The sequence below is a fragment of the Pyrinomonas sp. genome (genome assembly GCF_040289685.1).
Classification (GTDB): domain Bacteria; phylum Acidobacteriota; class Blastocatellia; order Pyrinomonadales; family Pyrinomonadaceae; genus Pyrinomonas.
Genome location: NZ_PSLQ01000005.1, coordinates 24,849 through 51,285, shown reverse-complemented (window position 1 = coordinate 51,285; position 26,437 = coordinate 24,849). Strand labels below are relative to the sequence as shown.

Below are 26,437 nucleotides of genomic sequence, written 5' to 3'. Positions count from 1 at the left end.
CTTTCCCGGCGGCTCCTCCCCTCGGCTACGAGCCGTGAGATGGTTGACTGAGACTTTGCTCGCCGTCAACGCCCGACTGATTCAATTCATCAGCGGGGCAGTTGGCGCGTGCGTCCTGGCGGGAGCGCGGCTGTGGTCTCTTCTTCATCCCGTTTTTCGCCGGTCTCGGTGAAGACCTCTTTGATCGCTCCGACGCTTGACAACACGCTGGCCGTTTCAACCGGCATGAAGATCACTTTTGAATTGTTGGCGCGCGCCATCTCTTTCAGGCTCTCGATGTAGCGCGTGGTCAACAAGTAGTGCGATGGGTCTCCCTGTCCGAGCAGGGATTGCGAAATGCGCGCGATGGCTTCGGCCTCTGCGGCGGCAGCACGCAGACGGGCTTGCGCAGCACCTTCGGCTTGCAGAATAGCGGCCTCCTTTTCGCCCTCGGCGCGCGTGATCGCCGCTTGCTTTTCGCCCTCGGCGCGCGCGATGGCCGCCTGCTTTTCGCCTTCGGCTTGAAGCACGAGCGCGCGTCGGTTGCGTTCGGCGGTCATCTGTTTTTCCATCGTCACGCGCACGTCTTCGGGCGGCGAGATGTTCTTGACATCGACGCGCGTCACTTTGACGCCCCACTTATCGGTCGCTTCATCGAGTATGACGCGCAGCTTCGAATTGATCTGCTCGCGCGACGAAAGCGTGTGATCCAAGTCCATTTCGCCGATCACGGAGCGCATGCCGGTGATGGTCAACTGGATGATCGCGCCGACCAAATCAGCTACTTCGTAAACGGCCTTGATCGGATCGGTGATCTGCCAATAGACGACCGAATCGACGTGGATCGTCACGTTATCGCGCGTGATCACGGGCTGCGGCGGCAGATCGATGAACTGCTCGCGCAGGTCGATGGAAGTAAGGCCGGAGCGCGTCCCAGTCCAGTAAACGGCGCGCGGCCGGTCCAGAAACGGGACGATGACGTTCAAGCCGCTGGTCGCCAACCGACTGAACCGGCCCAACCTTTCGATCAACATGACGGTCGCCTGCGGCACGATCTTGATCGTTTTGGAAGCGATCACCAAGGCGGAAATGGCCAGAAAGAAGAGGAGAAAAAGCGGGAAGAAATCCATGTCTCGTACCTCCGTTTCGCTGCTTGACCCGCTAGCCGACACGCCCGCGCGTGCGGTTCGGCGTGCGCGATCATGAGCGTCTCTTTGCTCAACGCGGGCGGCGCTCGACCGCGCGCTCGCTCCTTACGTTGAAGATTCTACTTCGCCCCCTGCTCCGCCACCAACAGCTCGATGAACTTTTTCGCCACTGTGCTCAACGCGCGGTCGCTGCGGTAGATGATCCCGACCGAGCGTTTCCACTCCGGCTCGGCCAGCGCCACCACGGCCAATTGTCCGCTTCGCTGTTCGTCGAGCACGCTCGGACGAGGCACAATCGCTAACCCCATGCCGACTTCAACGGCACGTTTGATCGTCTCGATGTTATCGAACTCGACCACGCGCCGGACCGAAACGCCGTAGGACCGCAGAATGCGGTCTGTCGCGCGTCGTGTCGGGATGTCGCGCTCGAAGAGGATGAAACCCTCGCCGTCGAGATCTTTGGCGCTCACCGTGCGCTTTTTCGCCAATGGATGGCCCGGCGGGCAGATGAGCACCAAACGGTCCCCTTGCAACGGAACCACTTCAAGGCCGCGTTTCTTCTCCGGATAGGCGACGATGCCGAGATCGACTGCACCGTTCAACACATCGCGCACGATGCGCGTCGTCCGGCTGTATTCGAGATCTATTTTGGCCTCCGGGAAAAGCGTCATGAAGCGTCGAACCACCGGCGGAAGCTCATGCAACCCGACGCTGTAAACGGTGGCGACGCGCACCGTGCCGCTGACGCTTCCGGTCAAAGAACGCATCCGCTCTTCCAGATTCTCGTACGCCGCGAGCACCTTGCGGCTCTCTTCGTAGAAGACTTCGCCCGCCTCCGTCAAACGGATATCGCGCCGCCCGCGCACGCGTTCCAGCAACCGTCGCCGAAACTTCTCTTCAAGCGCGCGCACCTGCTGGCTGACGGCCGATTGCGTCACCAAGTTGCGCTCGGCCGCTTGCGAAAAGCTCCGCGTCTCGACCAAGTCGCAAAAGATCTTGAGCGTTTCGAGTTGCATCGCCCTTGATTAGAAACCTTTAGATTCTTGGTCAAAATTTTTCATTTTACCTTATAAAGGATTATCGCTTAAAATAGGCTCGGTGTGCAATCACGAAGCGTTCAGAGGCGACGGAGTGGAAGATGGCTGTACGTCCGAGTCGAACCTTTATCTTGCGCAAGATACATCAGCTTTCGGGAATAGTCCCGCTCGGCATCTTTTTGCTCGAACACTTTTACACCAACTCCAAGGCGATGCTTGGGAGCGAAGCTTTCAATCAAGCCGTGGTCGATTTGCAGGGCATCCCGTACATTTTGTTGATCGAGATCTTCGGCATCTTCATTCCGCTCATCTACCACGCCGTTTACGGGCTGTTGATTACGTGGGAGATGCGCCCCAACAACCTGCACTATCCGTATGCGCGCAACTGGTTCTACCTGATCCAGCGTGTCACCGGGATCATCCTCTTCTTCTTCATCACGTTTCACGTGCTCAACTTTCGCTTCGGGATGATCCCAGGATTGAACGATCTGGCGGTTGCGCACCATCCGGACATGGCGTTCGAGATCGTCTCGCGTGAATTTCAGTTGCCGTTGATCTTCGCCGTTTACGTCGTCGGCATCACGGCGACAGTATGGCACTTGGCTAACGGCATCTGGCTCTTTCTGGTTGACTGGGGCGTCGTGATCGGACCGAGTGCGCAACGCGCCGTCGGCTATGCCTGCATGGCGTTCGGCGCGGCGCTTCTTTTCGTCGGCCTCAACGCCGCAGTGGCGTTCATCCGTCCGGGAGGACTTCTGGGAGGTATCTTGTACTAGCATGGCCAAGAACGACATTCGCATCGCAGTTGTCGGTGGGGGCTTGGCCGGACTTTCGGCGGCGATGAAGATCGCCGAGGCTGGCCATCACGTGGACCTATTTTCGGTCGTCGCCGTGCGCCGGTCCCACTCGGTCTGCGCGCAAGGCGGCATCAACGCGGCGGTTAACACCAAGGGCGAAGGCGATTCGCCGTGGAAGCACTTCGACGACACGGTCTACGGCGGCGACTTTCTCGCCGACCAGCCGCCGGTCAAGGCGATGTGCGAGATGGCTCCGTCGATCATCTATCTTTTCGATCGCATGGGCGTGCCCTTTTCGCGCACTAAAGAGGGCTTGCTCGACTTTCGTCGCTTCGGCGGCACGCTTCACCACCGCACGGCTTTCGCCGGCGCTTCCACAGGACAACAGCTCCTTTACGCGCTCGATGAACAGGTGCGCCGCTACGAAGCCTTGGGGCGCGTGACGAAGTACGAAGGGTGGGAGCTGCTCTCGCTCGTGCTCGATAGTCATCAAGTCTGTCGCGGCATCGTCGCGATGAATCGGCAGACGCTTGAGGTTCGAGCCTTTCCCGCCGATGCCGTGATCATGGCGACAGGCGGTCCAGGGTTGATCTTCGGCAAATCGACCAATTCGCAAGTCTGTACGGGCAGCGCCGTCAGCGCTTGCTACCAGCAGGGCGCGCGTTACGCCAACGGCGAGTTCATACAGGTTCATCCGACGGCCATTCCGGGCGAAGATAAACTCCGTTTGATGTCCGAATCGGCGCGCGGCGAGGGCGGGCGCGTCTGGGTGCCGCGCAAGAAAGGCGACACACGTCCGCCGCAGGAGATCCCCGAAAAGGAGCGCTGGTACTTCCTCGAGGAGAAGTATCCGGCCTACGGCAATTTGGTCCCGCGCGATATCGCGACGCGCGAGATCTTCATGGTCTGCTTGCAAGGGTACGGCGTCGGCGGCAAGAACCAAGTCTACCTCGACCTGACGCACATCCCGGAAGAGGTCCTCAACCGCAAGCTCGGCGCCATCCTCGAGATCTACGAGATGTTCGTCGGTGACGATCCGCGTCATGTCCCGATGCGCATCTTCCCCGGCGTCCACTACTCGATGGGCGGTTTGTGGGTTGACTACAACCAGCGGACCAACATTCCGGGCTTGCTTGCCGCCGGCGAATGCGACTTCTCGATCCACGGCGCGAACCGCCTCGGCGCCAACTCCCTCGTCTCCTGCGTCTACGGTGGCTTCGTCGCCGCTCCGGCGGCCATCGAGTACGCGAAGAACATCGAACGCAACGGGGCCGACGGCTCCAAGATCTACGAAGACGAGGTGAAACGGCAGCAAGAGATCAATGAACGTCTCATCCGCCAGACGGGCAACGAGAACCAGTACGCCATCCACGAAGAGATGGGCCGGTGGATGACCGAAAACGTCACCGTCATACGCTACAACGATAGGCTCAAAGAAACGGACAACAAACTCCTCGAATTGCTCGACCGCTACCAGCGCATCTCGTTGAACGATTCGAATATGTGGGCGACGCACGCGTTGCCGCACGCGCGTCAGCTCTACAACATGCTTCAGCTTGCGCGCGTCATCACTTTGGGCGCGCTCAATCGCAATGAATCGCGCGGCGCGCATTACAAACCGGAGTTCCCCGAACGCGACGATGAGAACTGGTTGAAGACGACCATCGCCGAATACTCGGACGAAGGTCCGGTCTTCTCCTACCTTCCGGTCGATGTGAGCCTGATCAAGCCGCGCAAGCGCGACTACAGCAAAGCGAAGACGCCCGACACCGTGAACGTCGCGACCGCGGCAGTACAACACGCTTCGAAAGAGATCCGCGAGCAAGCGACGGCGTCGGGGTTGCCAGTGCCTGAGTCGGCGCAGCAGATCCCGACCGAAGGTTGGGAGCAGAAGCCACGCGACTTGAGCGGCCCCGTCATCTGGGCACAGGATAAAGAGCAGGTCGAACAGCTCGTAAACGAGCGACCGAAGACCAGTCAGGAACAAAGTAAAGGGATCGAAGACGCGGGAGGCAAATCGGACAAACTATGAGCGCGAAAAATGGGAAGAAGCCAGACGTCATCGAACTCAGAATCCGCCGACGCGCCAATCCGCAGGCGGAGCCTTACTGGGAAGAGTTCACCATTCCCTATCGTCCGAACATGAACATCATCTCCTGTTTGATGGAGATCAGAAAGAACCCGATTACCAAAGACGGTAAACGGACCACGCCCGTCGTCTGGGAGATGAACTGCTTGGAGCAGGTCTGCGGCATCTGCACGATGGTGATCAACGGGCGCGTGCGCCAATCCTGTTCGGCTTTGGTGGACCAACTGGAGCAGCCGATCACGCTCGAACCGATGTCGAAATTCCCGAACGTGCGAGATCTCGTCGTCGATCGCTCCGAGATGTTCGAGCATCTGAAGCGCGTCAAGGCATGGATCGAAATAGATGGGACTTACGACCTCGGGCCGGGGCCACGCATGTCGCAAGAAGAGGTCGATGAGCGATACGCCTATTCGCGCTGCATGACGTGCGGCTGCTGTTTGGAAGCCTGTCCGCAATACGGCGACGGCAACTACATCGGACCGCAGGCGATCGCGCAGGTACGTCTGATGAACATGCACCCGACCGGCAAGATGACGCGCGATGACCGCCTACAGGTCTTAATGGAAGAGGACGGAATTCACAAGTGCGGCAACGCGCAGAACTGCGTCCGCGTCTGTCCGATGAAGCTCCCCTTGACGAAAGCCATCTACGAAGAGAACCGCGAGACGACTTGGCGCGGCTTGTTCGGCTGGCTGCGTCAATGATGTTGAGGTCGCCGCGTCAACGAGAGGCTTTTCTGTGCGAAAAGCCTCTCCAATTGAAAACCGCTCGAACTCGATCCGGTTGAGCTACGGTCATAGCCGCAATCCAAAGTTATAAGCTCAAGTGAGCACAACGCGAACGCGCCTTGGCCCAAGGGATCTCGCGCATAACTTAGATCCGTTGCAAGCCCCGAGCCCCACTTAAATTTCGGCAAACTCAGCCTATTGGCCGACCAATACAAAGATCATCAACGCTTTGGGGTAACAAGACGGCCACCTAGCCGCCAAGTGGCGCACGGCGACGCAGTGGGCCTTCACGGCGGCGCTCGCAGCAGGCTACCTGGTCGAAGATTTCTATCGCTGTAACCGGGATAAAAAACGATTCGGCCTCTATCTCCTTCGGCGCGGCAAAAGCATTGATGATTACGTTTGAAGTTCTGCGCGCCCATCACAAGTATCGCTGTAACCGGGATAAAAAACGATTCGGCCTCTATCTCCTTCGGCGCGGCAAAAGCATTGATGATTACGTTTGAAGTTCTGCGCGCCCATCACAAGTTTGGACTTGGCGGCCTTCTTAAGTGCTGCTCAGCCTTGGCAAATCAACCTTGGCGGTCCTTTTAGCGTAGCCGAGCGAATCCCTCACCACGCGATTGCGGGCTGGCGACGCGATGCTCCTCGAACCGCTCGAAAAGAGGCTCCTTGAGCAGTTTAAACACGCAACGCGACATTCGCGAGCGTCCGCAAAATGCTGAGATCACGCGAGCAGGCTTGTCATCTTAACCTAAGATCGAGTACTATTTCGCAGAGTATGGAAAGTTCTGGCGGCTATAGTTCAGCTGGTTAGAACGCTTGACTGTGGATCAAGAGGTCGCGGGTTCGAGTCCCGCTAGCCGCCCCAATCCCATCAACCCCAACGCAGAAAAGCCTCCTTCCGGCTCGATCAAACGATGCGCCATGAGCTTATTCTTTTAGGTTTATTATGGCTGACGGTGAGCTGCGGTCGTCGGACCAGCAGCGCGCGAACGGCGCAGATAAGCGGCATAGCGGATCAATCCAGCGACCGCGCGCTGGCCTGAGACTTTTGACGGGCAGCCGGAAGCAAGCGGCATGCTCCGACCGCCCTCCAAGCCGATACAGATCGAGGACACGCCTCCTGCGCGGCAAAGTTTTGGCGCTGCTCGTGCGAACCGCCGCGCCACAGACCGAGCACCTCCACTAACTCTTGCGCCGCGCTTTTTAGATCACGCTTCGCCGAATCGAGCGTCCGCTAGAGACCGAGCACCTTCACCAGCTCTTGCACCGCTGCGGCGCTCTTTTGGAGCGCGATCCGCTCTTCGGTCGTCAAGTTGATCTCGATGATCTGCTCGATGCCGCGCGCGCCGAGTTTGACGGGCACGCCGACGAACAGTCCGTTGATGCCGTATTCGCCTTCGAGGTAGACCGAACAGGGTAGTATTTTCTTCTTATCTTTCAAGATAGATTCGACCATCTCGACCGCCGCCGCTGATGGCGCGTAATAGGCTGATCCCGTCTTGAGCAATGAAACGATCTCCGCGCCGCCGTTGGCCGTTCGCTTGACGATTTGATCGATCTTCTCTTTCGGCAGGAGTTCGGTGATGGGGATGCCGGCGACCGTCGAATAGCGCGGCAGCGGGACCATGGTGTCGCCGTGACCGCCGAGCACAAAGGCCGTTACGTTCTCTACGGACACGTCCAATGCCTCGGCGATGAAGGCGCGCATGCGTGCTGAATCAAGCACGCCAGCCATGCCGATCACCCTTTGCTTCGGAAAACCAGAGCGACGCAACGCCACCTGACACATCGCATCGAGCGGATTGGAGATGACGACCAGAATCGCGTCGGGCGAACGCTTAACTGCCTCATCAACCACCTGCGAGACGATCTCGGCGTTGGTCTTCAACAGATCGTCGCGGCTCATCCCGGGTTTGCGCGGCAATCCAGCCGTGATGATGACGATGTCCGATGCGCGCGTCTCATCGTAGCCGTTGGTCCCGACGAGCTTTACATCATAACCTTCGATGGGAGCAGCTTGGGCTAGATCCAACGCCTTTCCCTGCGGCACGCCTTCAACGATGTCAACCAGCACGACATCGCCCAGCTCTTTGCTCGCAAGCCAATGGGCGCAAGTCGCGCCGACGTTGCCTGCTCCAACGACTGTGATCTTGTATCTTCTGGCCATAAGGTCATATATTCCTTTCTCGTATTTGAATCGACCGTACGTTCATCAAATAGCAGAACTCGGCGCGATGTTCAAACCGACGCTGCTCATCGGCCTTTTGCGACGCGCGCGGCGAGGATTTCGTTTGCGCTTTATGCAGCCCGCTCCAGACGATATCGCTGCCCTCCCGTCCGACGGGTCTTTCGCCGAAACCGCCGCCGCCCAAATGGCCTCAGACGAAGAAGCGACCGTGCCCTTCCCAGAACCGTTCGCGCTGGAAATCGGTGATATCTTCGATCTGCACACGGTTCAGCCGCGCGAGGCGCGCTTGGCAGTGGAAGCTTACTTGCACGAGGCTTACGAACGAGGCTTCCGTTCGGTCCGCATCATCCACGGCAAAGGACAAGGCGTGCAACGAGCCATGGTTCATAAGGTGCTATCGCGCACGCCCTTTGTCGCCGCTTGGACCGATGCGCCGCCCGACGCTGGAGGTTGGGGCGCCACGGTCGTTTACTTTCGGCAGACAGACGCGCCCTGACCCGCTCGTTTGCGAAGGGGAATGTAGATCGTGGGCGCACGTCCGTCGGTTCTCGCACTACGGACGCCCAACGGAACGCATCTTTGCTCTCATAGCATCACGCCTCCGTGAACTCTGGATGCGCTTCGCTTGAACCTCTCTTCCTGCGCTCAGGTCTTCGCTCAAAGAGAGCGTCGGAACAAACGAGAGATCTTGATGAAGAAGGTGCGTCTGTCGCGTTGAAATCCGGGCTCTAACTTCCCCGTAAAAGGATTGAAGCCGTTGTAGCGCACGTCGTCGTCGTAGCCGATATAGAGGGCAGTTCCCGGGCGCGGCGTCCAGCCGAACAGGAATTGATTGCGCACCCTGGCGTTCAGGGTGGCGTAATCGACGCGCGCCCGCAAGAAAGAGAAGCGCGTCAACTGATACGCGATGCGCAACGAAAAGATATTGTCATCAAAAGCCGTGCGTCCCGTGTCCTCACGCACGAGCCGACTCCTCTCGTAATTGAGCGAAGCGCGCAACGACGCTGTGGGCTGATAAATGAACCTCGATTCCATGCGCAGCGACCGCCCCGGTCCAGGATCAAGGGGAGCGTCCGGGGAGTGCAGCGCAGCAGGACTGACGCGAGGGAATCGCGGACCCGCACCGAAGTCGTAGTCAAATTCGCCCACCGAGTAGCCGATGTCCCCTGAGAGCGAATACCTCTTGCTCGGCGTTGTCTCCCAAAATCCGTATACGGCCCGGTAGTAAGCCGAGCGTTCAGGATCGACGCCGGCAAAAGCGCCCGCTCTTCCCGGAGCACGCTTCGGACCGAACTCTTCTTCGAAGAGTCTTTCGTAACCTAAGCTTACGCCACCACCGATCACCGTTTGACGCTGAAGCCTGAATTTCACTTGCGGCTCGCTGGACCAGTTCTGCAACCGCCCGCGCCAATCGAACTGCGCTCTGGCGGATTGCCTCAAGTGCCACGAAACGAACCACGCTTTTGGACGCGGCGCGGAATCGTATCGCACGAAAAAGCTCTGGAGGTTTGTATCTGTGCGGCGCGTGAAACCGACATCAGCGCGATAATCGTGCGTTCTGCCCGAACCGTAGTAGTTCCAGTTCCAATGCCTCCCCGGACGATCCAACATGAAGTAATAGCCGAATCCGTTTCCCGTCCGAAACGCGTTCTTTCCTTGGTCGGGATCGAAGAAGAAGCGGCGCGATCTGGTTCCGAGCAGTTGAAAATCGAAGGTCGTCTGCCTATTCAGGCGGAAGCGCCCGTCGAATCCACCGACGTGATTATGCCTCTCGACGAAATTGTAGGTGGTAGCGATCAAACCGAGGCTATTTTCGCGTCCGACGTCGCGTCGCAATCTCGCGACGCCAACGAGCGCTTTCTTGCCGATGAACTTCTGAATCTGCGGCAACAGCGTCGGATCGTTCCGTTCCTCTTCGCTGTAGTTGCCCGGCGCGCTGTCGGCGGCGGCGAGCAACCCGAAGACGTTGCGTCCCCGCTTGCCCGTGAATTTGACGGCCACGTCAGGATCGACGATGGCCCGCGTGTTAACTGCTTGCAGGGGGGTTTGGAAAATATCGATGCCTTCGAGAAAGAATGGACGCTTCTCTTCAAAGAAGATCGGGAAACGCTGGTTGGCCGTGATCACCGGTTGATCGGCCTCGATCTGCGCAAAATCTGGGTTGAGCGCAAGATCGACCGTGAGATTTGAAGCGAGACCGAGTTTGACGTTCAATTCTGGCGCGAACTTCAATGGCCCGTTGACGAGGCGTCCCGGATCAGACGTGCTGGGCAAAGAGAGCGCGCGCCGACCCGTCTCCGAGATCGTCACTCCCGAGATCAACTCCAAGTTCTTTTCGGACGCGATGCCTTCCAAGCCCGTGATCTGACCGGCAAAATTCAACAAACCAGACGCTCCACGCGGAATGGGCATCCATGAATCGATTTCGTCGTTGAAGTGCTTGATCTTGCGAAAGAGGTGTATGCCCCAAGCTTTGCCGCGACCCGCCTCGTAACGAAGCGATTTGAACGGCAGGGCAACCTCGACGACGTAGCCATCATCGGTCAGCGTGCCTTTGGACTCCATCACGATGTCGACGCTGAAATCTTCTCCCCTCCCTTCGGTGAACATGCCATCGGCCTGTACCCCGAACGGATTGAAGAAAATCATATAGGCGCGGCGTCGGTCGTTGAACGTATCGAGATAGACGCCAACGATGTCATCGTCGAAGATCGCGTCGCGCCTGGCGATCGTCGCGCGCACCTGCTGCGGATCATCGACAGCGTGAAACGCTATGTAAAGATTGTGAGCGTCGTAACCCATGTAGACTACGGTCGGCTTGGATGACGGGGCAGCATCGCTCGGTCTGATCTGCTGAAAATCCTTGAAGGTCGCCGCCTCCTTCCAAACCTCATCGTCGAGACGCCCATCAATCTTTGGCGGATGAGCGAAACGCGGGATGCGGACGGGATTCGCTTTTTCCGGTGACGGGATCTGCCCACCACTTGCAACTCGATGCGCGCTCGACGCAATCGCCGCAGCGAGCGCGAAGCAAAGCAATACGAAACGGCCCCTTCGCAAATGGATCATGGCGATGTTCGATTTGGACGAAAAATATCGAAGAACAGCCGACAAAATCGCGGCCATGGCTGATGAATCACCCTGAAGAGCAACCTTCCGTCACGCGAGCCCCTGCAATCCTCAGAACGTTACGCTATCAAGCCTATTTCGCACGACCACGGATGCAGGAAGACGCGCTCATGTGCACCACGGCTTCGCCGACAAAGCGATGGACCGCGATGCGCACATTGCCGGTGGGCGCCTGAAGCTCTCCTTGACGACTCAAACTCGCCGTCATCCGCCGCAAGTATCGCGGATGCCGATGACACGCACGTCGCCGTTGCCCGTCTCAAGCTTTAGGTTCGCCCGGCGCGCCACGAACAGCTTCAGAGAAGCGCCGCCGTCGAGCGCGCCATTATCTTTTACGACGCGCGCGTTGATGGTGTTCCCTTTGATTTCGGTCGAAAGCTTGACGGCGCGAAGCCGCGCGGCTTAGTCTAGGTAGACTTTGCGCGAAAGCAGACGCCTCAGCGCGTCCGCCCGCCATGAGGAGCCCAACTTGAAAAGCAAACTCGCGCCGTTGATCTCGATCGAACGGCTATTGACTTTCTCTCGCCGTTTGGCATAAAACTCGCTTCGAGTCAAGCTTCCGCTTCGAGGCGCGTCTTAACTCCCAACCGGGTTCGCGGCTTGCTCTGCGAAGAAAGCGAGGCAACGCTATGAAGACCACCGTCCGCCTAAGAGTCAACGGCGTGGAACGCAGCCATCAAATCGAACCACGCTTGCTGCTCGTTCACTACTTGCGCGATATCCTGGGGCTGACGGGCACGCACATCGGCTGTGACACTTCAACTTGCGGTGCGTGTACTGTCCTCTTGAACGGCCAAGCGGTCAAATCGTGCACCGTGTTCGCCGTGCAAGCCGATGGCGCCGAAGTGACGACCATTGAAGGGCTCGCGCGCAACGGCGAACTCCATCCTGTGCAAGAAGGCTTCTGGGAACATCACGCTCTGCAGTGCGGGTATTGCACGCCCGGGATGATCATCGCCGCAGCGCAACTGCTCGCGCGCAACCCCAGCCCGACCGAAGATGAGATCCGACACGGGCTGGAGGGAAATCTGTGCCGTTGCACCGGTTATCAGCATATCGTCGAAGCCGTGCAGTACGCCGCGCAAAAGATGAGGGAGCGGAAATGACGGCGATGGCGAGAACCGACCGAAATCGGCGAAGGTTCTTGCTCCTTGAGGAGGCGTTATGGCTAAGTACATCGGACGGAGAATCAAACGCACGGAAGATCCGCGCTTAATTAAGGGGTTGGCCCACTACGTCGATGACATCAAGCTGCCGGACACCCTTCATGTCGCCTTCTTGCGTTCGATCTACGCGCATGCGCGCATTGCGCGGCTCGACACGAGCGAAGCGGCCAAGGCTCCGGGCGTCGTCGCTGTTTTCACCGGCGAGGATGTCGGCGAACAGATCGGACCAGTGCCTTGCGCGAGCGCGCTCGAAGGATTGAAGGTGCCGGACCATCGTCCGCTGGCGCGAGGCAAGGTCTATTTCGTCGGCCATCCCATCGCCGCCGTCGTCGCAACCGACCCGTATGCGGCGCGCGATGCCGTTGACCTCATTGCGGTCGATTACGAAGAGCTTCCAGCGGTGGTCGATGCGGAAGAGGCGGCGAAGCCGACAAGTCCTGTCATCCACGAACAGTTCGGCGATAACATCGCTTATCGGCTCACAGCGGGCGAAGGCGACATCGATGCAGCGCTCGCCTCAGCCGATCGCGTCATTCGTCAGCGCATCGTCAACCAACGCCTTGCGCCAGTAGCGCTGGAGCCGCGCGGCGTGCTGGCCCGATATCTTCCGGGCGAAGAAGAGCTGACCATCTGGTCTTCAACCCAAATCCCACACCTTCTTCGAACGCAGCTCGCCATCATGCTCGGCATCCCCGAAAACAAGCTGCGCGTGATCGCACCGGAGGTAGGCGGCGGATTCGGCTCGAAGTTGAACGTCTATGGCGAAGAAGCGCTGCTCGGTTGGATCTCGAGGCGACTCGGCAACCCCGTCAAATGGATCGAAACGCGGCGCGAGAATCTTCAGGCGACGATTCACGGGCGCGGTCAAGTCGGCGAGATCGAGATCGGTTGTAAAAACGATGGCACAGTGACGGGCCTTCGTTACAACGTCATCGCCGACCTCGGCGCTTATCTTCAACTGTTGACGCCCGCGATCCCGACCTTGACGGGCCTGATGTTGTCGGGCAGCTACAAAATCCCCGCCATTCAGATCAATGTCACCGGCGTCTTCACCAACAAGATGGCGACCGATGCTTACCGCGGTGCAGGCCGGCCCGAAGCGACCTATGTCGTTGAACGCGCGATGGATTTGGTCGCCGCCGAGTTGGGCCTCGATCCGATTGCGGTGCGTCGCAAGAACTTCCCGCGCCCGGAAGAGTTTCCATTCAAGACGGCGACTGGGCTGTTCTACGATAGCGGCGACTACGAGGCAGCGCTCGATAAAGCGCTGAAGATTTCGGACTACGCGAAATTGCGCGAAGAGCAACGCCGCGCGCGCGACGAAGGCAGGCTCATCGGCATCGGCGTTTCGTCCTACGTCGAGATCTGCGCGCTCGGCCCATCGCAAGCGATGCCCGCTGGCGGCTGGGAGAGCGCGACCGTTAGGATCGAACCGACGGGCAAAGTGACGGTTCTGACAGGCGTCTCGCCGCACGGTCAAGGACAAGAGACGAGCTTCGCGCAGATCGTCGCCGACGAACTGGGCGTCGATATAAACGATGTCGCGGTCATTCACGGCGATACTTCGATCGTGCAATACGGCATCGGAACCTTCGGCAGTCGCGCCACCGCCGTCGGAGGAACAGCCGTCCTCAAAGCGGTCGAGAAGCTGAAAGAGAAGCTCAATCGCATTGCGGCGCATCTGCTCGGCGCAGATGCTTCGCAACTGACATTCAGCGAAGGCCGCTTTTCGGTTCAAGAGGCGAAACGCACCACGGCGGCGGCAGTTGGAGAAGCGCCCGCCACAAGCTTGCCGGAGCCGAAAACCAACGGTAAGCGGAGTTTGACGTTGAAGGACATCGCGCTCGCCGCGCATTTGGCCAAAGACCTGCCGCCAGATATGGAACCGGGCCTTTCAGCCACTTACTTCTTCGAGCCGAAGAACTTCACCTTCCCGTTCGGCACGCATATCGTCGCCGTCGAGATCGATCGCGAAACGGGCGAAGTGAAGTTCTTGCGCTACGTCGCCGTTGATGATTGCGGCAAAGTGATCAACCCCATGCTCGTTGAAGGTCAGATCCAAGGCGGCATCGCGCAGTCGATCGGACAAGCCCTTTATGAAGAGGTCGTCTACGACGAACAAGGGCAAATCGTCACGGGCACTTTGATGGACTATGCCGTGCCGCGCGCGCGCATGGTTCCGCGCCTAGAGCTTGATCGCACGGAAACGCCGACGGACGTCAATCCCTTGGGCATCAAGGGCGTTGGCGAAGCCGGGACCATCGGCGCGACGCCAGCCATCGTCAATGCTATCGTCGACGCGCTTGCGCCCTTCGGCATCCGTCACTTGGATATGCCGATCAAGCCGGAAACGATCTGGCGCATCGTTCGACGGTGAGACGAATTGATCTTCAATCCCACGCTTGCGCGATCGGGCCTCTACATGGTCTGACCCGTGCATCTAGATCCGTCGCCTTCAGCGAAGAGAGCGCAAGGGGAGCATCGCAGCGGCGGAATCGAAGGAGGAACATATGATCCCAGCGCCATTCGATTACTTCGCTCCAACGACTTTGGATGAAGCGTTATCGCTTCTTTCGCAACACGGGGACGAAGCGAAGATCCTCGCCGGAGGGCACAGTTTGATTCCGGCGATGAAGCTGCGTTTGGCACAACCCGCCATGCTCATCGACCTCGGGCGCATCAAAGATCTGTCTTACATCCGCGAAGAGGATGGGGAGATTCGCATCGGCGCGATGACGACGCACTATGAGATCGAATCTTCAGCGCGATTGCGCGCCATCTGCCCTTTGCTGCCCGAATGCGCCGCAGCGATCGGCGATCCCCAAGTGCGAAACAAAGGGACGATCGGCGGAAGCCTCGCGCATGCTGATCCGGCGGCAGACTGGCCAGCGGCGATCATCGCGCTTAATGCTGTGCTGGTCGCAACGAGCGCCAGCGGCGAACGTGCGATCCGCGCCGATGAATTCTTCATCGACATCTTCACAACGGCGCTCAAGCAGGCCGAAGTCTTGCGCGAGATCCGCATCCCCGTGCCGCCGGGACGAACCGGTCAAGCCTACTTGAAAGCGGCTCAACCGGCTTCGGGCTTTGCTGTTGTCGGCGTCGGCGTCAGTCTCACGCGCGGTGCCGATGACTCCTGTCAAGCGATCAGCGTCGGCATCACAGGTGTGGGCCCGAAAGCCTACCGCGCAAGCGCCGTCGAAGACGCCCTGAAAGGCAGAGCGCTCGACGAACAAACGATCAAAGATGCGGCTTCACACGCTGTTGATGGAATCGACGCGAACAGCGATCTTTACGCTTCGGCGGAATATCGCCGACACCTAGCCACAATCTACGTGCGCCGCGCCATCGAAGCGGCGCTCGCAAGAAGCAAAGGATGAAGAGGTGCGCCTCTAAAACGTCGCACGGACGAAGCGGGCGCTTCCCATTGCTACCTTCTGTTTTCGCGCGGCGAGACGTTGAACGTCCGCTTCTCGATTTTGATGAGCTCACGTTCACCGCCGCTCGCCGTCCTGAATCTTTCAACGGTTCTTATGAGGATCGAGGGCACACACTCCCTTCGCGCACGGCGTGAACGCATCTTTCAAGCGTTGACCGATCCGGCGGTCCTGCAAAGGTGTCTGCCGGGTTGCGAGCGGCTTGACAAGATCGGCGAAAACGCCTTCTCGACCACTTTGAAAGCGGGCGTCGGTTCAATCAAAGGGGTGTTCACCGGCAACGTCCGGCTCGAAGATGTCCGCGCGCCCGAGCATTACCACATCGTGGTCGAAGGTCGAGGTCAGCCCGGCTTTTTGAAAGGCGCAGGCGACTTGAATCTCGAAGAACAAAACGATGGGACCACTCTGATCCGCTACGCAGGCGACGTACAGGTCGGCGGCACGCTCGCCAGCGTCGGACAGAGAATGATCCAAAGCGCGGCGAAGATGATGGCCACGCAATTTTTCACCGCCTTGGAAGCGGAAGCGCAAACGCGAGAAGGCACAACGCCTCCCAAACACGGCTTTTTTCGCACCGCCCTGAGGTGGATCTCAGGGCGCATTCGACGAATCTTCGACAAACTGCTTTTCCCGAAACGCGATCTTCGATCACGATCTCTCAAGGATTGAACGCGCCCCCGCAGAATCAGCCCCTCATCTGATAGGGCGAGCGAAAGCCAAGCTCGCCGCAGACGAAGCAGCTATGGCGACATGCCTTTGGGTCCTCATCCGATAGCGCGAGCGAAAGCTAGAGGAGGAAAGCCCTCATGAAGCGTGGAGACCGTTCGCCGCACACAAGACGCAAACCTCAGCATCGCAGCCGCACATGAAACCGATATGATGGCCTAAAGGCCAACGATCCGATTCGCAGTCGGAATGGCGTTGATTCTGAACGTGAGTGACGTGAAGACTTCCGCTATAATCTTTTCGTGAACGAAAGACCACAAGCCAAACAACCCTCTGCGATGGAGCGCGATTTCGACGGGTTAAAGCCTTCCGCGCAGATGGACCCGCTGCAAAGCAGTCCGTTCATGCGTGCCTGTCGGCGTGAACCGACGTCCTACACGCCGATCTGGCTGATGCGCCAAGCCGGACGCTACATGCCCGAATACAGAAGCTTACGCGAACGAGTGCCGTTTCTCGACCTCTGTAAACGGTCGGAACTAGCCGCCGAAGTGACCGTCATGGCGGTGAAGAGATTGGGCGTCGACGCAGCGATCATCTTCGCTGACTTGTTGCTGATCGTCGAACCGCTCGGCTTTGCCCTCGAATACACCAAAGGCGATGGGCCAGTCATCCATCATCCTATCAGGACCGGCCGCGACGTCGAGCGGGTGCGAGAACTTTCAACCGTCGAACCGCTCGATTACGTCTTCCGCGCTGTCGAACTTGCGCGCCGCGCGCTGCCGAACCACATTCCGCTGATCGGCTTCGCTGGCGCCCCCTTCACGCTCGCCTCGTACTTGATCGAAGGCGGAGCTTCACGCAACTTCATTCACACCAAAACGCTCATGCGTACCGATCACGGCGCATGGCACGAATTGATGTCGCGCTTGGCGCGCGCGCTCGCGCGCTATTTGAACGCGCAGATCAAAGCTGGCGCGCAGGCCGTCCAGCTCTTCGATTCGTGGGTCGGCGCCCTCGGCCCCGACGATTATCGCCGCTACGTCCTCCCACACACGCGAGCCGTCATCGAACAGATAACGCCCGGCACGCCGGTGATCCACTTTGGAACGGGCACCGCCGGACTGCTCGAGGCGCTGAGCGAAGCGGGCGGTGACGTGATCGGCATCGACTGGCGCATCCGTCTCGACCAAGCGTGGCCGAGGATCGGCGAACGCGCCATCATGGGCAACTTGGATCCGACGACGCTCTTTGCCGATCTCGCCTTGGTGCGTCAAGAAGCGGGCGCGATCCTCGATCAGGCGCAAGGACGCGCTGGCCACATCTTCAATCTCGGACACGGCATTCTGCCGCAAACGCCGATGCAAAACGTCATCGCGTTGGTGGAAGCCGTTCATGAGATCTCCTCTTCGCGCCCGCGCGATATTGGGACGCGCATGAGCGCCCCCGAATGACATTGGCGAAACAAATCTGTTTGGAGGCATTTATGAATCAAGCTTATGATGCTCTTTTGGTCGTCTCATTCGGTGGTCCGGAGGGCATGGACGAGGTGATGCCTTTCCTCGACAACGTGCTCCGTGGGCGAAACGTCCCCGAAGAGCGCAAGCGCGAGGTGGCGCACCATTACGAGATGTTTGGTGGCGTCAGCCCCATCAATCAGCAAAACCGCGAACTCATCGCCGCGCTGCGCCGAGAATTGGACGCGCACGGGCTGAGGCTGCCCATCTATTGGGGCAATCGCAACTGGCATCCATTGCTCCCCGACACGCTACGCCAAATGGCGCGCGACGGCGTGCGCCGTGCCCTCGCTTTTGTCACCTCGGCTTACAGTTCTTATTCTGGCTGCCGTCAGTACCGCGAAAACATTCAACAAGCGCAGTTGGAAGTCGGGCCGGAGGCGCCGCGCATAGACAAGATCCGAGTCTTTTACAACCATCCCGATTTCATCGCGGCGAATGTCGATCGCGTGCGCGAAGCGCTGAATCAGATCGCCGAAGAGCGCCGCTCGGCTGCCGCTTTGACCTTCACGGCACATAGCATCCCCATGTCGATGGCCGAATGCTGCGATTACGAAGCGCAGTTGCTTGAGACGTGCCGACTCGTCGCCGGAAGTTTGAACCATGCCGATTGGCGCTTGGTCTATCAGAGCCGCAGCGGACCGCCGACGCAAAAATGGCTCGAACCGGACGTTTGCGATCACCTTCGTGAACTGAAAGAGGTCGGCAAAACGGATGTCGTCATCGCTCCGATCGGCTTCATTTCGGACCACATGGAGATACTCTACGATCTCGACACGGAAGCGCGCGCTGTCGCCGATGAGCTCGGATTGAACATGGTGCGCGCGCGCACCGTAGGGACGCATCCGGCCTTTATCCGGATGATCCGCGAACTCATCATGGAAAGGCTTGACCCGAGCCATCCGCGACGCGCGTTGGGAGAGCGCGGGCCGAATCACGATTTCTGCCCAGCGACCTGTTGTCTTGCAAGCAGGCCAGCGGAGCAGCGCGTCGCGCCCATTGCGCGATGACGGGAAGAAACGAACTCCATTGCATTGTCATCGGCGGCGGAATCGCCGGTCTCGCGGCGGCCTACAGTTTCGCGCAGAGCGCAGCGGAACGCAGAGTTGCCCTGCGGTTCGCGCTGCTCGAAGCCGAAGCGCGACTCGGCGGTCTCATTCAGACGGTTCGTCGCGATTCTCTCGTCATCGAGACCGGACCGGACGCTTTCATCACGGACAAGCCGGAAGCGCTCGAACTGGCACAACGCTTGGAACTCGAAGATCAACTGCTTCCGACCCATCACGCCCACCGCCGCAGCTTCATCGTCCGTGACGGCAAGCTTCGCCCTTTGCCTGCTGGCTTTCATCTTCTTGCGCCATCGCGCCTGTGGCCTTTCATCGCATCGGAGATAATCGGCTGGACCGGCAAAGCGCGCATGTTATGCGATCTCGTTCGACCGCGCGGCAACGTCCGAGCGGATGAAAGCCTCGCCTCCTTTGTCCGCCGCCGCTTCGGCGAACAAGCGTTGCACCGCATCGCGCAACCGATGGTGGCCGGAATCTACGGTGCCGATCCTGAACGTTTAAGCCTACGCGCCACCGTACCGCGCTTCCTCGAACTGGAGGAACGTCACCGCAGCGTCATCCTCGGACTACGCCGCGCACATCGCCACGAACAAGACGCGCGCGGAGCGCGGTACGGCCTTTTTCTCTCTTTCAAAAGCGGGATGAGCACGCTCGTCGAACGGCTCGCTGCCCGTTTGCCGCAAGGCGCTCTGCGTTTGCGGGCGCGAGTTCGCGCCGTCGCTCGTCAAGGCGACGAATGGATTGTGGAGACGGAACAGGAGCGCTTGCGAGCGCACACGCTATGCTTGGCGCTTCCGGCTCATGCGGCAGCTCGCCTGCTCGCGCCAGTGGATCGCTCCCTAGCCGACGAACTCGCTTCGATCGAATACGCTTCCACCGCGGTGATCAATTTGATCTTTCGTCGGGCCGATGTCCCGCACCCGCTTGACGGCTTTGGTTTCGTCGTCCCGCAAGTAGAGCGACGCGCGCTCTTTGCTTGCACGTGGAGCAGTGCTAAATTCCCTGGGCGCGCTCCAGCAGATCGCGCGCTCTTGCGCGCGTTTGTCGGAAACGCGTTGCAACCGGAACCGCTCGCGCTCGATGACGCGGCGTTGCTCGCTGCCGTGCGCGACGATCTGCGCGCGTTGATGGGCATTGAGCATCCACCGCTCGACGCGCACGTTCAACGTTGGACCGATTCCATGCCGCAGTACGCGGTGGGACATCTCGCGCGGCTGGCCCGCATCGAAGAGGCCCTCGCAGCGCACCCATCGCTCGCACTCGCGGGAAATGCCTACCGGGGCGTCGGCATACCGGATTCCATTCGCAGCGGTCAGCAAGCGGCGGAGAAACTCTTCCGTTATCTGGAACGATGCGCGCCGGTCACAAAGTGATAACGTACGCCGGCGGATCGACTGCCACAGCGGCATAGAACTGCGGGAAACAACCGGCGACGACGCCTTCAACCAACCCTTTCGGCTTCACCTGACCGAGACCGCATTGCGTGAAATCCCCTTCAGCCAGATGACGCCGAAGGGCACACTGGTCACAGACCATCAGCAGCATCCCCCTCTCCGCAGCCACTTTCGCTAGTCTCTCCCCGACCGGGTCGGTCCGCCGTAAACAGAAGATGTTGTCATCGAAAAACATCATCCCGACCACTTCAGCGCCGTGAATGTTCTGCTCCAACTGCGGCAAAATCATGGTCGCCAGCTTGTGCGTGCTGGCCATATTGGTGGCGAAAACGTATGCGACTTTCATTCGACTCTCACCTCGAATGGATTTGATTTAACAGAGGATACGTGTTCGAACCGACCGCCATCGCGCTCATCGCTTCATGCAAGTCCCGCCATCCTTGCAGGTGTTCCGTCAGCGAGTGCGTCGCCTGTGGAAAGGACTTCAAGCATCGCGCGTGGTACGAAGTTCCCATGAGACCGTTGACCCATCTTTCGTAAGCTTCGATCCATGCACAGAGCCGCGCGCACATGCGTGCCGCGACCACTAGCCGCGACGCTTCCTCCGGCACGCTCGCGTCCGGTAACTGATCCTTGCGCCATAGCGGAAGCTTCAACAAGTGCTGCGGCGTCCATCGCGGCAGGAAGCGAAATCGGTCGAGAAAGATGCCGCCGGCGCCTTCCGTCCCGTAGAAAAGACCGAAGCCCCACAAGATGAGGCACGATGTCTCGCGCGCCGGAACGAGCGCGAGGAGGTAAGCGCTGCTCCCTTCCACCCCTTCAGGTGGGCGGAAACGCTCGAATCCGTACTGCACGAGCAGATTGCCTGCCGGAGATCGGATGTCTTGTCCCCAGAACCAGCATTGCGTGTGCAAAAGTCTGGAGCCTTTTTTGATCAGCTTGGCCGAAAAGAACGGCCCACCAACTTTTCGGCTGAACTGTAGACACATCCAATCGCAAAGACTACGCTGTGCCTCGCGCGCTCTTCGACCTCTTTTCAACGGACGGGCGTTCAACTCGGATGAGGCGTCGCCCGCCGACGACGAACGGCCCGCGCCTTCTGCCATTGAACCGACGCTGAAGTTCTGACCGAGGCGGAACAGCGGAACGACTTCCCATCTGCCCTCGCTTCTGCTGTCTGATGCGGGACCGCCTCTCTACGAGCGCGAGCGATTTGCGTTTCTGGCCCACTCATCTGCTATGCTTGCACGCGGGTTCTGATCCGCAAAACTGCAGGAGCGTTCAACCGAAGCGATGGCCGTCGAAACGATGCGCCCGTTGCTATACGATCAGCGAACCGCTAGAAAGGTGACCGAAGTGCTGCATCAAACGGCACTTACCCTCTGGTTTTTGCTCCTTTTCTGTTCATCTCTCGCCGCGCAGGTGTCCCCTCTTGATCTACTCATCGTCAACGGAATAGTGTTCGATGGGAAAAGCATGCGGGCGAGAAGGGTTGATGTTGGCGTCCGCGGCGATCGCATCGTTTATGTCGGCAACATCAAACGCATGCAGGCGCGGCGCGTGATCGATGCGCGCGGATTGATCGTCGCTCCAGGCTTCATTGATCCGCACACGCACACGTTGGAAGATCTTTCCGACCCAAATCGGAAAAGCAACGTCAACTACCTGATGCAAGGCGTCACCACGGTCATCACGGGAAACGATGGCGGTGGGCCGATCGAGATCGAAAGGACGCTGCGTCGTTGGGAAGAAGGAGGCATCGGGACCAACGCCGCGCTGTTGGTCGGACACGGCACAGTACGCCGCCAAGTAATGGGAATGAGCGACAGCGCGCCGACCGAAGATCAGCTCGCGAGAATGAAGGAGTTGATCGGGCGCGCCATGGATGAAGGCGCATTCGGCATGTCAACCGGTCTATACTATGCTCCTGGGAGCTACGCGCGCACTGAGGAAGTCATCGAACTGGCGAAAGTGGTCGCTGCCAAAGGCGGCATCTACGATACGCACATGCGCGACGAGGACTCTTATTCGATCGGCTTGCTCGGCTCCATTCGCGAGACCCTCCGCATCGGGCGCGAAGCTTCGATCCCGGTTCACATCTCACACATTAAAGCGCTGGGGCGCGAAGTCTGGGGACAAAGCGGCGCAGTTATCAAGCTGATCCATCGAGCGCGCGTCGAAGGTATAGAGGTGACGGCAGATCAGTATCCTTACACCGCTTCGGGAACCAGCCTGATCGCCGCGCTCGTCCCGCGCTGGGCCGAAGCCGGAGGCAGAGATCAACTGCTTGCGCGCTTAGCGGATGAACCGACCCGCGTGCGCCTGCTCGCTGAAATGGAGCGGAATCTGCAAAGACGTGGTGGTCCAGCGTCGCTTCTGATCACGTCGAGCCGCGATCCCAGCCTGCGCGGCAAGACCTTAGCCATCATCGCAGCGGAACGCCACGCAAAACCGGTCGAAGCAGCGCTGGAGATCATTCGAGAACTGGGCGATGTGGGAGTCGCTTCGTTCAACATGAACGAACGCGACATCGAGAATTTCATGAAGCAATCATGGGTTGTCACCGGCTCAGATGGTTCGACCGGTCATCCGCGCAAGTACGGAACATTCCCGCGCAAACTTCGTGAATACGTCTTCCGCCGACGTGTGATCAGTCTGCCTTTCGCCATTCGAGTGAGCAGCGCGTTAACCGCTGAGATCTTTCGCCTCCCGCAACGTGGCCGCATCGCGCCGGGCTATTTCGCTGACTTGATCGTGTTCGATCCGCAAAAGGTGGCCGACCGCGCAACCTACGAACAACCCGAACTGCTCGCTGTGGGGATGCGTTACGTCATCGTCAACGGGCAACTCGCGGTAGAGGATGGCCGGTACACGGGCGCGCTCGCCGGGCGCGCTCTGCGCCGGTAGCAACTCTTCGCGCTCCCGAAGAACGATCGGCGACGGCGGCTCGATGCCAGCCCCGCCGCCGTTTACTGATCAACGCGGCGATTCGCTTGCGCCTTCGCCGCTAGTCAGGATGCGCCCCTCAGGATCGACCAACGTGATCTTCGCCCCCAATTCCGGCAACGAACGCAGTCCGGCTTCGATCGCTCGTCGATCGCCGACCACAAGGACCGTCATGCGCGAAGGATCTAGATAGCGCTTCGCGACGCGGTTAACGTCGTCGAGCGTGACAGCACGAACGCGCTCGATGTAGCGGTTGAAATAATCGTCGGGAAGGCCGTAGATGACGATATCTTCTAAACGCGCGGCGATCTGGCCCGGTGTCTCGAAACCGCGCGGGAAACCGCGAAGGAGCGCTTGTTTAGCATACTCGAGTTCGCGCGGCGTAATTGGTATGTCGCCGCGCACGCCACGCAACTCTTTGAGAAACTCTTCAACTGATTCTTTGGTCACGCCTGTGAAGACGCCTGCTGAGGCGACGAACGGTCCGGCGAAGCGGCGGAAATCAAATGCTGTGCGCGCGCCATAGGTGTAGCCTTTGCTCTCGCGCAAGTTCAGGTTGACGCGCGAGACGAACTGCCCGCCGAGGATGGTATTCAGCACCAACAACGGGAAGTAATCGGGCGTGGTTCGTTCGACGCCGATCTGGCCGATTTGAATCACCGACTGCGCGGCGCCGGGCCGATCGACGACGTAAAGTCCGGGATGTTGGTTTGCCGTCGTAGGGATCTTTACGGATGGCACTTCGGCTGGTTTCCACGAGCCGAAAGCGCGTTCCAATTTCGGCAAGATCGAGTCGGGCGTTACGTCGCCGACGATGATGAGCGCAGCGTTGTTCGGGCGCATGTATGTCTCGTAGAAACGGCGCACGTCGCTTTCGGAGATCGCTTGCACGGACTTTTCATCTCCGGCAAGCGGATGACCATATGGGTGTTCGCGTCCGTAAAGGAGCGAGGCATAGACGATCTGCGCGATCGCTTCGGGGCTGTCGCGCCGTTGACGGAACGAGGCCAAGCGTTGCGCGCGCAATCGCTCAAGCTCTTTCTGCGGGAAAGCAGGCTCGGTGACGACATCGGCGAAGATATCGAGCGCACGGTCCAGATGGCGCGTCAACGTCAACAAGCTCGCGCCTGACGCATCCCATCCTGAGCCGATCGTCAGTTGGGCGCCGATGGAAGCGAGCGCATCGGAGATCTCCAGCGCCGAGCGTCGCCGCGTCCCTTCGTCGAGCATGTCCGCCGTCAGGTTGGCCAATCCCGCCTTCTCGGGCGGATCAGCGGCACCGCCCGTCTTGAAGACGAGGCTCATCTGGACCAGTGGTAGCTCATGATGCTCAACCACCAAAACGTCGAGTCCGTTCGACAAACGACGCCGCTGAATCGGCGGCAGGCTGAACTTCGGATCGGGCTTCGGTTTCGGCAAATTGTAGTTCTTCTCCCCGCCCTGCTTGCCAGCGCGTCGGGCTTCGGTGGTCGCCGGAGCCGCTCCGGCAAGAGGCGTCGTCGCGCGCTCGGATTTAGTTTGAGCTTGCGCGCCTGCTGGTTGTGTGCTGCCAGCTTGCGAGGGCTGATTCGTTGATGGGCGCGCGCTTGGTTCGACTGCGAGGCCGCCAGCGCTCGGTTTGCGCTGCGATGTTGGAACAACGCTCAAGACGAATCGCTTATCGGTCAGGTAAGTCCGCGCTACGCGCTGCACATCCTGTGGCGTAACGCGGCGGTAGCGCGCCAAATCCTTCTCGAAGTATCCGGGATCGTTGAGAAAGATGGCGTACTGATTGAGTTGATCGCTCTTCCCGCCGAAACCGCCAACGGTCTGCAGACCGTAGATGAAGTTGGCCTCGATGGCGTTGTAAGCGCGTTCGACCTCTTCGCGCGTAGGTCCTTCGGACTTGATCTTTTCCAACTCGGCGTTGATCGTACGTTCCAGTTCGTCCAATGACCGGCCCGGCTTGGCCGTCGCCACGATCTGAAACTGACCGGCGATCTCGCGCGCGAAGTTCGCGGAGAAGACGTCTTGCGCGATCTGCTGCTCATAAACGAGCGACTTATACAGACGCGAGCTTTTACCGCCGCCGAGAATGCGCGCCAGCACGTCGAGCGCAGCATCGTCCGCAGTCCACTGCGGCACCGCGTGCCACGTGATATAAAGGCGCGATAGCGAAACGCGGTCCTCCATCGTCTGCCGAATCTCGCGGTCGAGTCGCGGCTGCGGCGCAGCGACTCGCTCGACGCGCGGCCCCCGCGCAATCGGACCGAAGTACTTCTCGACCCACCGTCGCGCTTCGCGCGGATCGAAATCGCCAGCGATCGCTAGGCTTGCATTGTTCGGCGTGTAGAAACGACGGAAGAAGGCTTTGACATCTTCCATCGAGGCGACATCCAGATCGGCCAGCGATCCGATGGTCAGCCAGTGATATGGGTGGTTCGGCGGATACATCACTTCGGCGATGCGGGCTGGTACCAATCCGTACGGTCGGTTGTCGTAATTCTGCCGCTTCTCGTTCTTGACGACTTCACGCTGGTTGTTCAACTTCTCTTCCGTCAATGCGTCGAGCAGACCGCCCATGCGATCGGCTTCCATGAAGAGCGCTAGCTCGAGAAAGTTCGACGGGACCACTTCCCAATAGTTGGTTCGATCGGCATTGGTCGAACCGTTCAGCGTGCCGCCAGCTTCTTGAATCGGCTTGAAGTAATCATCGTCGTAATTCTTCGAGCCTTGAAACATCATGTGCTCGAATAGATGGGCGAATCCCGTCTTGCCCGGCACCTCGTTTTTCGAACCGACGTGATACCAAATGTTAACGGCGACGATGGGCGTCGAACGGTCTTCGTGAAAGATGACGCGCAATCCGTTCGGCAACCTGAACTCGGTGTAGCGGATGGGCGGGAGAACGGCGTCGGGCTGCGCGCGCCGTGCAGCCGCTCGTCTTTGCGCCGGGACGAGCGTTGGGACGAGAAGCGAGAAGACGAGCGCGCAGGCAATCCATGCCCTGATCTTCATGTTCGATCATCCTCCGTCCAAGTGTTGGAATTTCCGGTCTGCTGGAAAGTTACGACGTTCTTCAGGAAGTCTGACGAGCCGCGATTCTATCCTCGCACCGCCTCGTCACGCAAGCGGTGGAACGACCGCGCGCTAAGACGAAGAGCGCG

The 26,437-nt window shown here is 59.4% G+C and carries 19 protein-coding genes, 1 tRNA gene and 1 pseudogene; 13 read left to right on the top strand and 8 right to left on the bottom strand.

The features are described from left to right. Positions 1-89 precede the first annotated feature (89 nt). Both C4334_RS02445 and C4334_RS02440 read right to left on the bottom strand, forming a co-directional pair. Positions 90-1,109 carry an SPFH domain-containing protein gene (locus C4334_RS02445; protein WP_352430492.1) on the bottom strand — a complete coding sequence of 340 codons (1,020 nt, stop codon included), beginning with the start codon at positions 1,107-1,109 and terminating at the stop codon, positions 90-92. 137 nt (positions 1,110-1,246) lie between these two features. Beyond that, positions 1,247-2,143: a LysR family transcriptional regulator gene (locus C4334_RS02440; RefSeq protein WP_352430491.1), complete on the bottom strand. Its 897-nt coding sequence runs from the start codon at positions 2,141-2,143 to the stop codon at positions 1,247-1,249. 122 nt (positions 2,144-2,265) lie between these two features. Between C4334_RS02440 and C4334_RS02435 the strand changes: the two genes are divergently transcribed. From C4334_RS02435 to C4334_RS02420, 4 genes and pseudogenes are all read left to right on the top strand, one after another. Continuing rightward, positions 2,266-2,940 carry a succinate dehydrogenase cytochrome b558 subunit gene (locus C4334_RS02435; protein WP_352430490.1) on the top strand — a complete coding sequence of 225 codons (675 nt, stop codon included), beginning with the start codon at positions 2,266-2,268 and terminating at the stop codon, positions 2,938-2,940. 1 nt (position 2,941) lies between these two features. Next, positions 2,942-4,720, top strand: a pseudogene (sdhA, locus tag C4334_RS02430) (succinate dehydrogenase flavoprotein subunit); the annotation flags it as partial. 269 nt (positions 4,721-4,989) lie between these two features. Then, entirely contained in the window at positions 4,990-5,754 is a 765-nt protein-coding gene (gene sdhB / locus C4334_RS02425; RefSeq protein ID WP_352430489.1) for a succinate dehydrogenase iron-sulfur subunit, read from the top strand. Positions 5,755-6,572: 818 nt separating this feature from the next. Then, a tRNA-His gene (locus tag C4334_RS02420) sits at positions 6,573-6,649 on the top strand. Positions 6,650-6,728: 79 nt separating this feature from the next. Here the strand turns inward: C4334_RS02420 and C4334_RS02415 are convergent. Together C4334_RS02415 and mdh are read right to left on the bottom strand one after the other, a co-directional pair. Then, a complete protein-coding gene (locus C4334_RS02415) occupies positions 6,729-6,860 on the bottom strand; it encodes a hypothetical protein (protein ID WP_352430488.1) in 132 nt (43 codons plus the stop codon). 158 nt (positions 6,861-7,018) lie between these two features. Further along, positions 7,019-7,951 carry a malate dehydrogenase gene (mdh, locus tag C4334_RS02410; protein ID WP_352430487.1) on the bottom strand — a complete coding sequence of 311 codons (933 nt, stop codon included), beginning with the start codon at positions 7,949-7,951 and terminating at the stop codon, positions 7,019-7,021. A 67-nt stretch (positions 7,952-8,018) separates the two neighbouring features. On the opposite strand from mdh, the gene C4334_RS02405 reads away from it, so the two are divergent. After that, on the top strand, positions 8,019-8,468 hold the full coding sequence (locus tag C4334_RS02405) for a Smr/MutS family protein (protein WP_352430486.1): 450 nt from the start codon (positions 8,019-8,021) through the stop codon (positions 8,466-8,468). Between the two features lie 161 nt (positions 8,469-8,629). Here C4334_RS02405 and C4334_RS02400 read toward each other — a convergent pair whose 3' ends face one another. Continuing rightward, a complete protein-coding gene (locus C4334_RS02400; protein ID WP_352430485.1) occupies positions 8,630-11,041 on the bottom strand; it encodes a DUF5916 domain-containing protein in 2,412 nt (803 codons plus the stop codon). 689 nt (positions 11,042-11,730) lie between these two features. On the opposite strand from C4334_RS02400, the gene C4334_RS02395 reads away from it, so the two are divergent. From C4334_RS02395 to hemG, 7 genes are all read left to right on the top strand, one after another. Then, positions 11,731-12,207: a (2Fe-2S)-binding protein gene (locus tag C4334_RS02395; RefSeq protein WP_352430484.1), complete on the top strand. Its 477-nt coding sequence runs from the start codon at positions 11,731-11,733 to the stop codon at positions 12,205-12,207. Between the two features lie 58 nt (positions 12,208-12,265). Continuing rightward, on the top strand, positions 12,266-14,644 hold the full coding sequence (cutA, locus tag C4334_RS02390) for a glyceraldehyde dehydrogenase subunit alpha (RefSeq protein ID WP_352430483.1): 2,379 nt from the start codon (positions 12,266-12,268) through the stop codon (positions 14,642-14,644). 133 nt (positions 14,645-14,777) lie between these two features. Continuing rightward, positions 14,778-15,647: an FAD binding domain-containing protein gene (locus C4334_RS02385; RefSeq protein ID WP_352430482.1), complete on the top strand. Its 870-nt coding sequence runs from the start codon at positions 14,778-14,780 to the stop codon at positions 15,645-15,647. A gap of 102 nt (positions 15,648-15,749) precedes the next feature. Beyond that, positions 15,750-16,373, top strand: coding sequence for an SRPBCC family protein (locus tag C4334_RS02380; protein WP_352430481.1), 624 nt, complete (start codon positions 15,750-15,752; stop codon positions 16,371-16,373). 335 nt (positions 16,374-16,708) lie between these two features. Further along, the gene (gene hemE, locus C4334_RS02375) at positions 16,709-17,821 is read left to right on the top strand and encodes a uroporphyrinogen decarboxylase (protein ID WP_352430480.1); all 1,113 of its coding nucleotides are present in this window, start codon (positions 16,709-16,711) and stop codon (positions 17,819-17,821) included. A 32-nt stretch (positions 17,822-17,853) separates the two neighbouring features. Next, complete coding sequence (locus C4334_RS02370; RefSeq protein WP_352430479.1) at positions 17,854-18,894, top strand: ferrochelatase; 1,041 nt, start codon at positions 17,854-17,856, stop codon at positions 18,892-18,894. After that, positions 18,891-20,324, top strand: a complete 1,434-nt coding sequence (hemG, locus tag C4334_RS02365; RefSeq protein WP_352430478.1) for a protoporphyrinogen oxidase — start codon at positions 18,891-18,893, stop codon at positions 20,322-20,324. The genes C4334_RS02370 and hemG overlap by 4 nt, the downstream gene beginning before the upstream one ends. On the opposite strand, the gene C4334_RS02360 is transcribed toward hemG, so the two are convergent. Together C4334_RS02360 and C4334_RS02355 are read right to left on the bottom strand one after the other, a co-directional pair. Continuing rightward, positions 20,314-20,691: a SaoD/DsrE family protein gene (locus tag C4334_RS02360; protein ID WP_352430477.1), complete on the bottom strand. Its 378-nt coding sequence runs from the start codon at positions 20,689-20,691 to the stop codon at positions 20,314-20,316. The two genes, hemG and C4334_RS02360, sit on opposite strands and share 11 nt — an antisense overlap. A gap of 7 nt (positions 20,692-20,698) precedes the next feature. Next, positions 20,699-21,334, bottom strand: coding sequence for a hypothetical protein (locus tag C4334_RS02355; protein WP_352430476.1), 636 nt, complete (start codon positions 21,332-21,334; stop codon positions 20,699-20,701). Between the two features lie 487 nt (positions 21,335-21,821). On the opposite strand from C4334_RS02355, the gene C4334_RS02350 reads away from it, so the two are divergent. After that, the gene (locus tag C4334_RS02350; RefSeq protein WP_352430475.1) at positions 21,822-23,252 is read left to right on the top strand and encodes an N-acyl-D-amino-acid deacylase family protein; all 1,431 of its coding nucleotides are present in this window, start codon (positions 21,822-21,824) and stop codon (positions 23,250-23,252) included. Positions 23,253-23,321: 69 nt separating this feature from the next. Here the strand turns inward: C4334_RS02350 and C4334_RS02345 are convergent, their stop codons facing one another. Further along, complete coding sequence (locus C4334_RS02345; RefSeq protein ID WP_352430474.1) at positions 23,322-26,288, bottom strand: M16 family metallopeptidase; 2,967 nt, start codon at positions 26,286-26,288, stop codon at positions 23,322-23,324. Positions 26,289-26,437 lie beyond the last annotated feature (149 nt).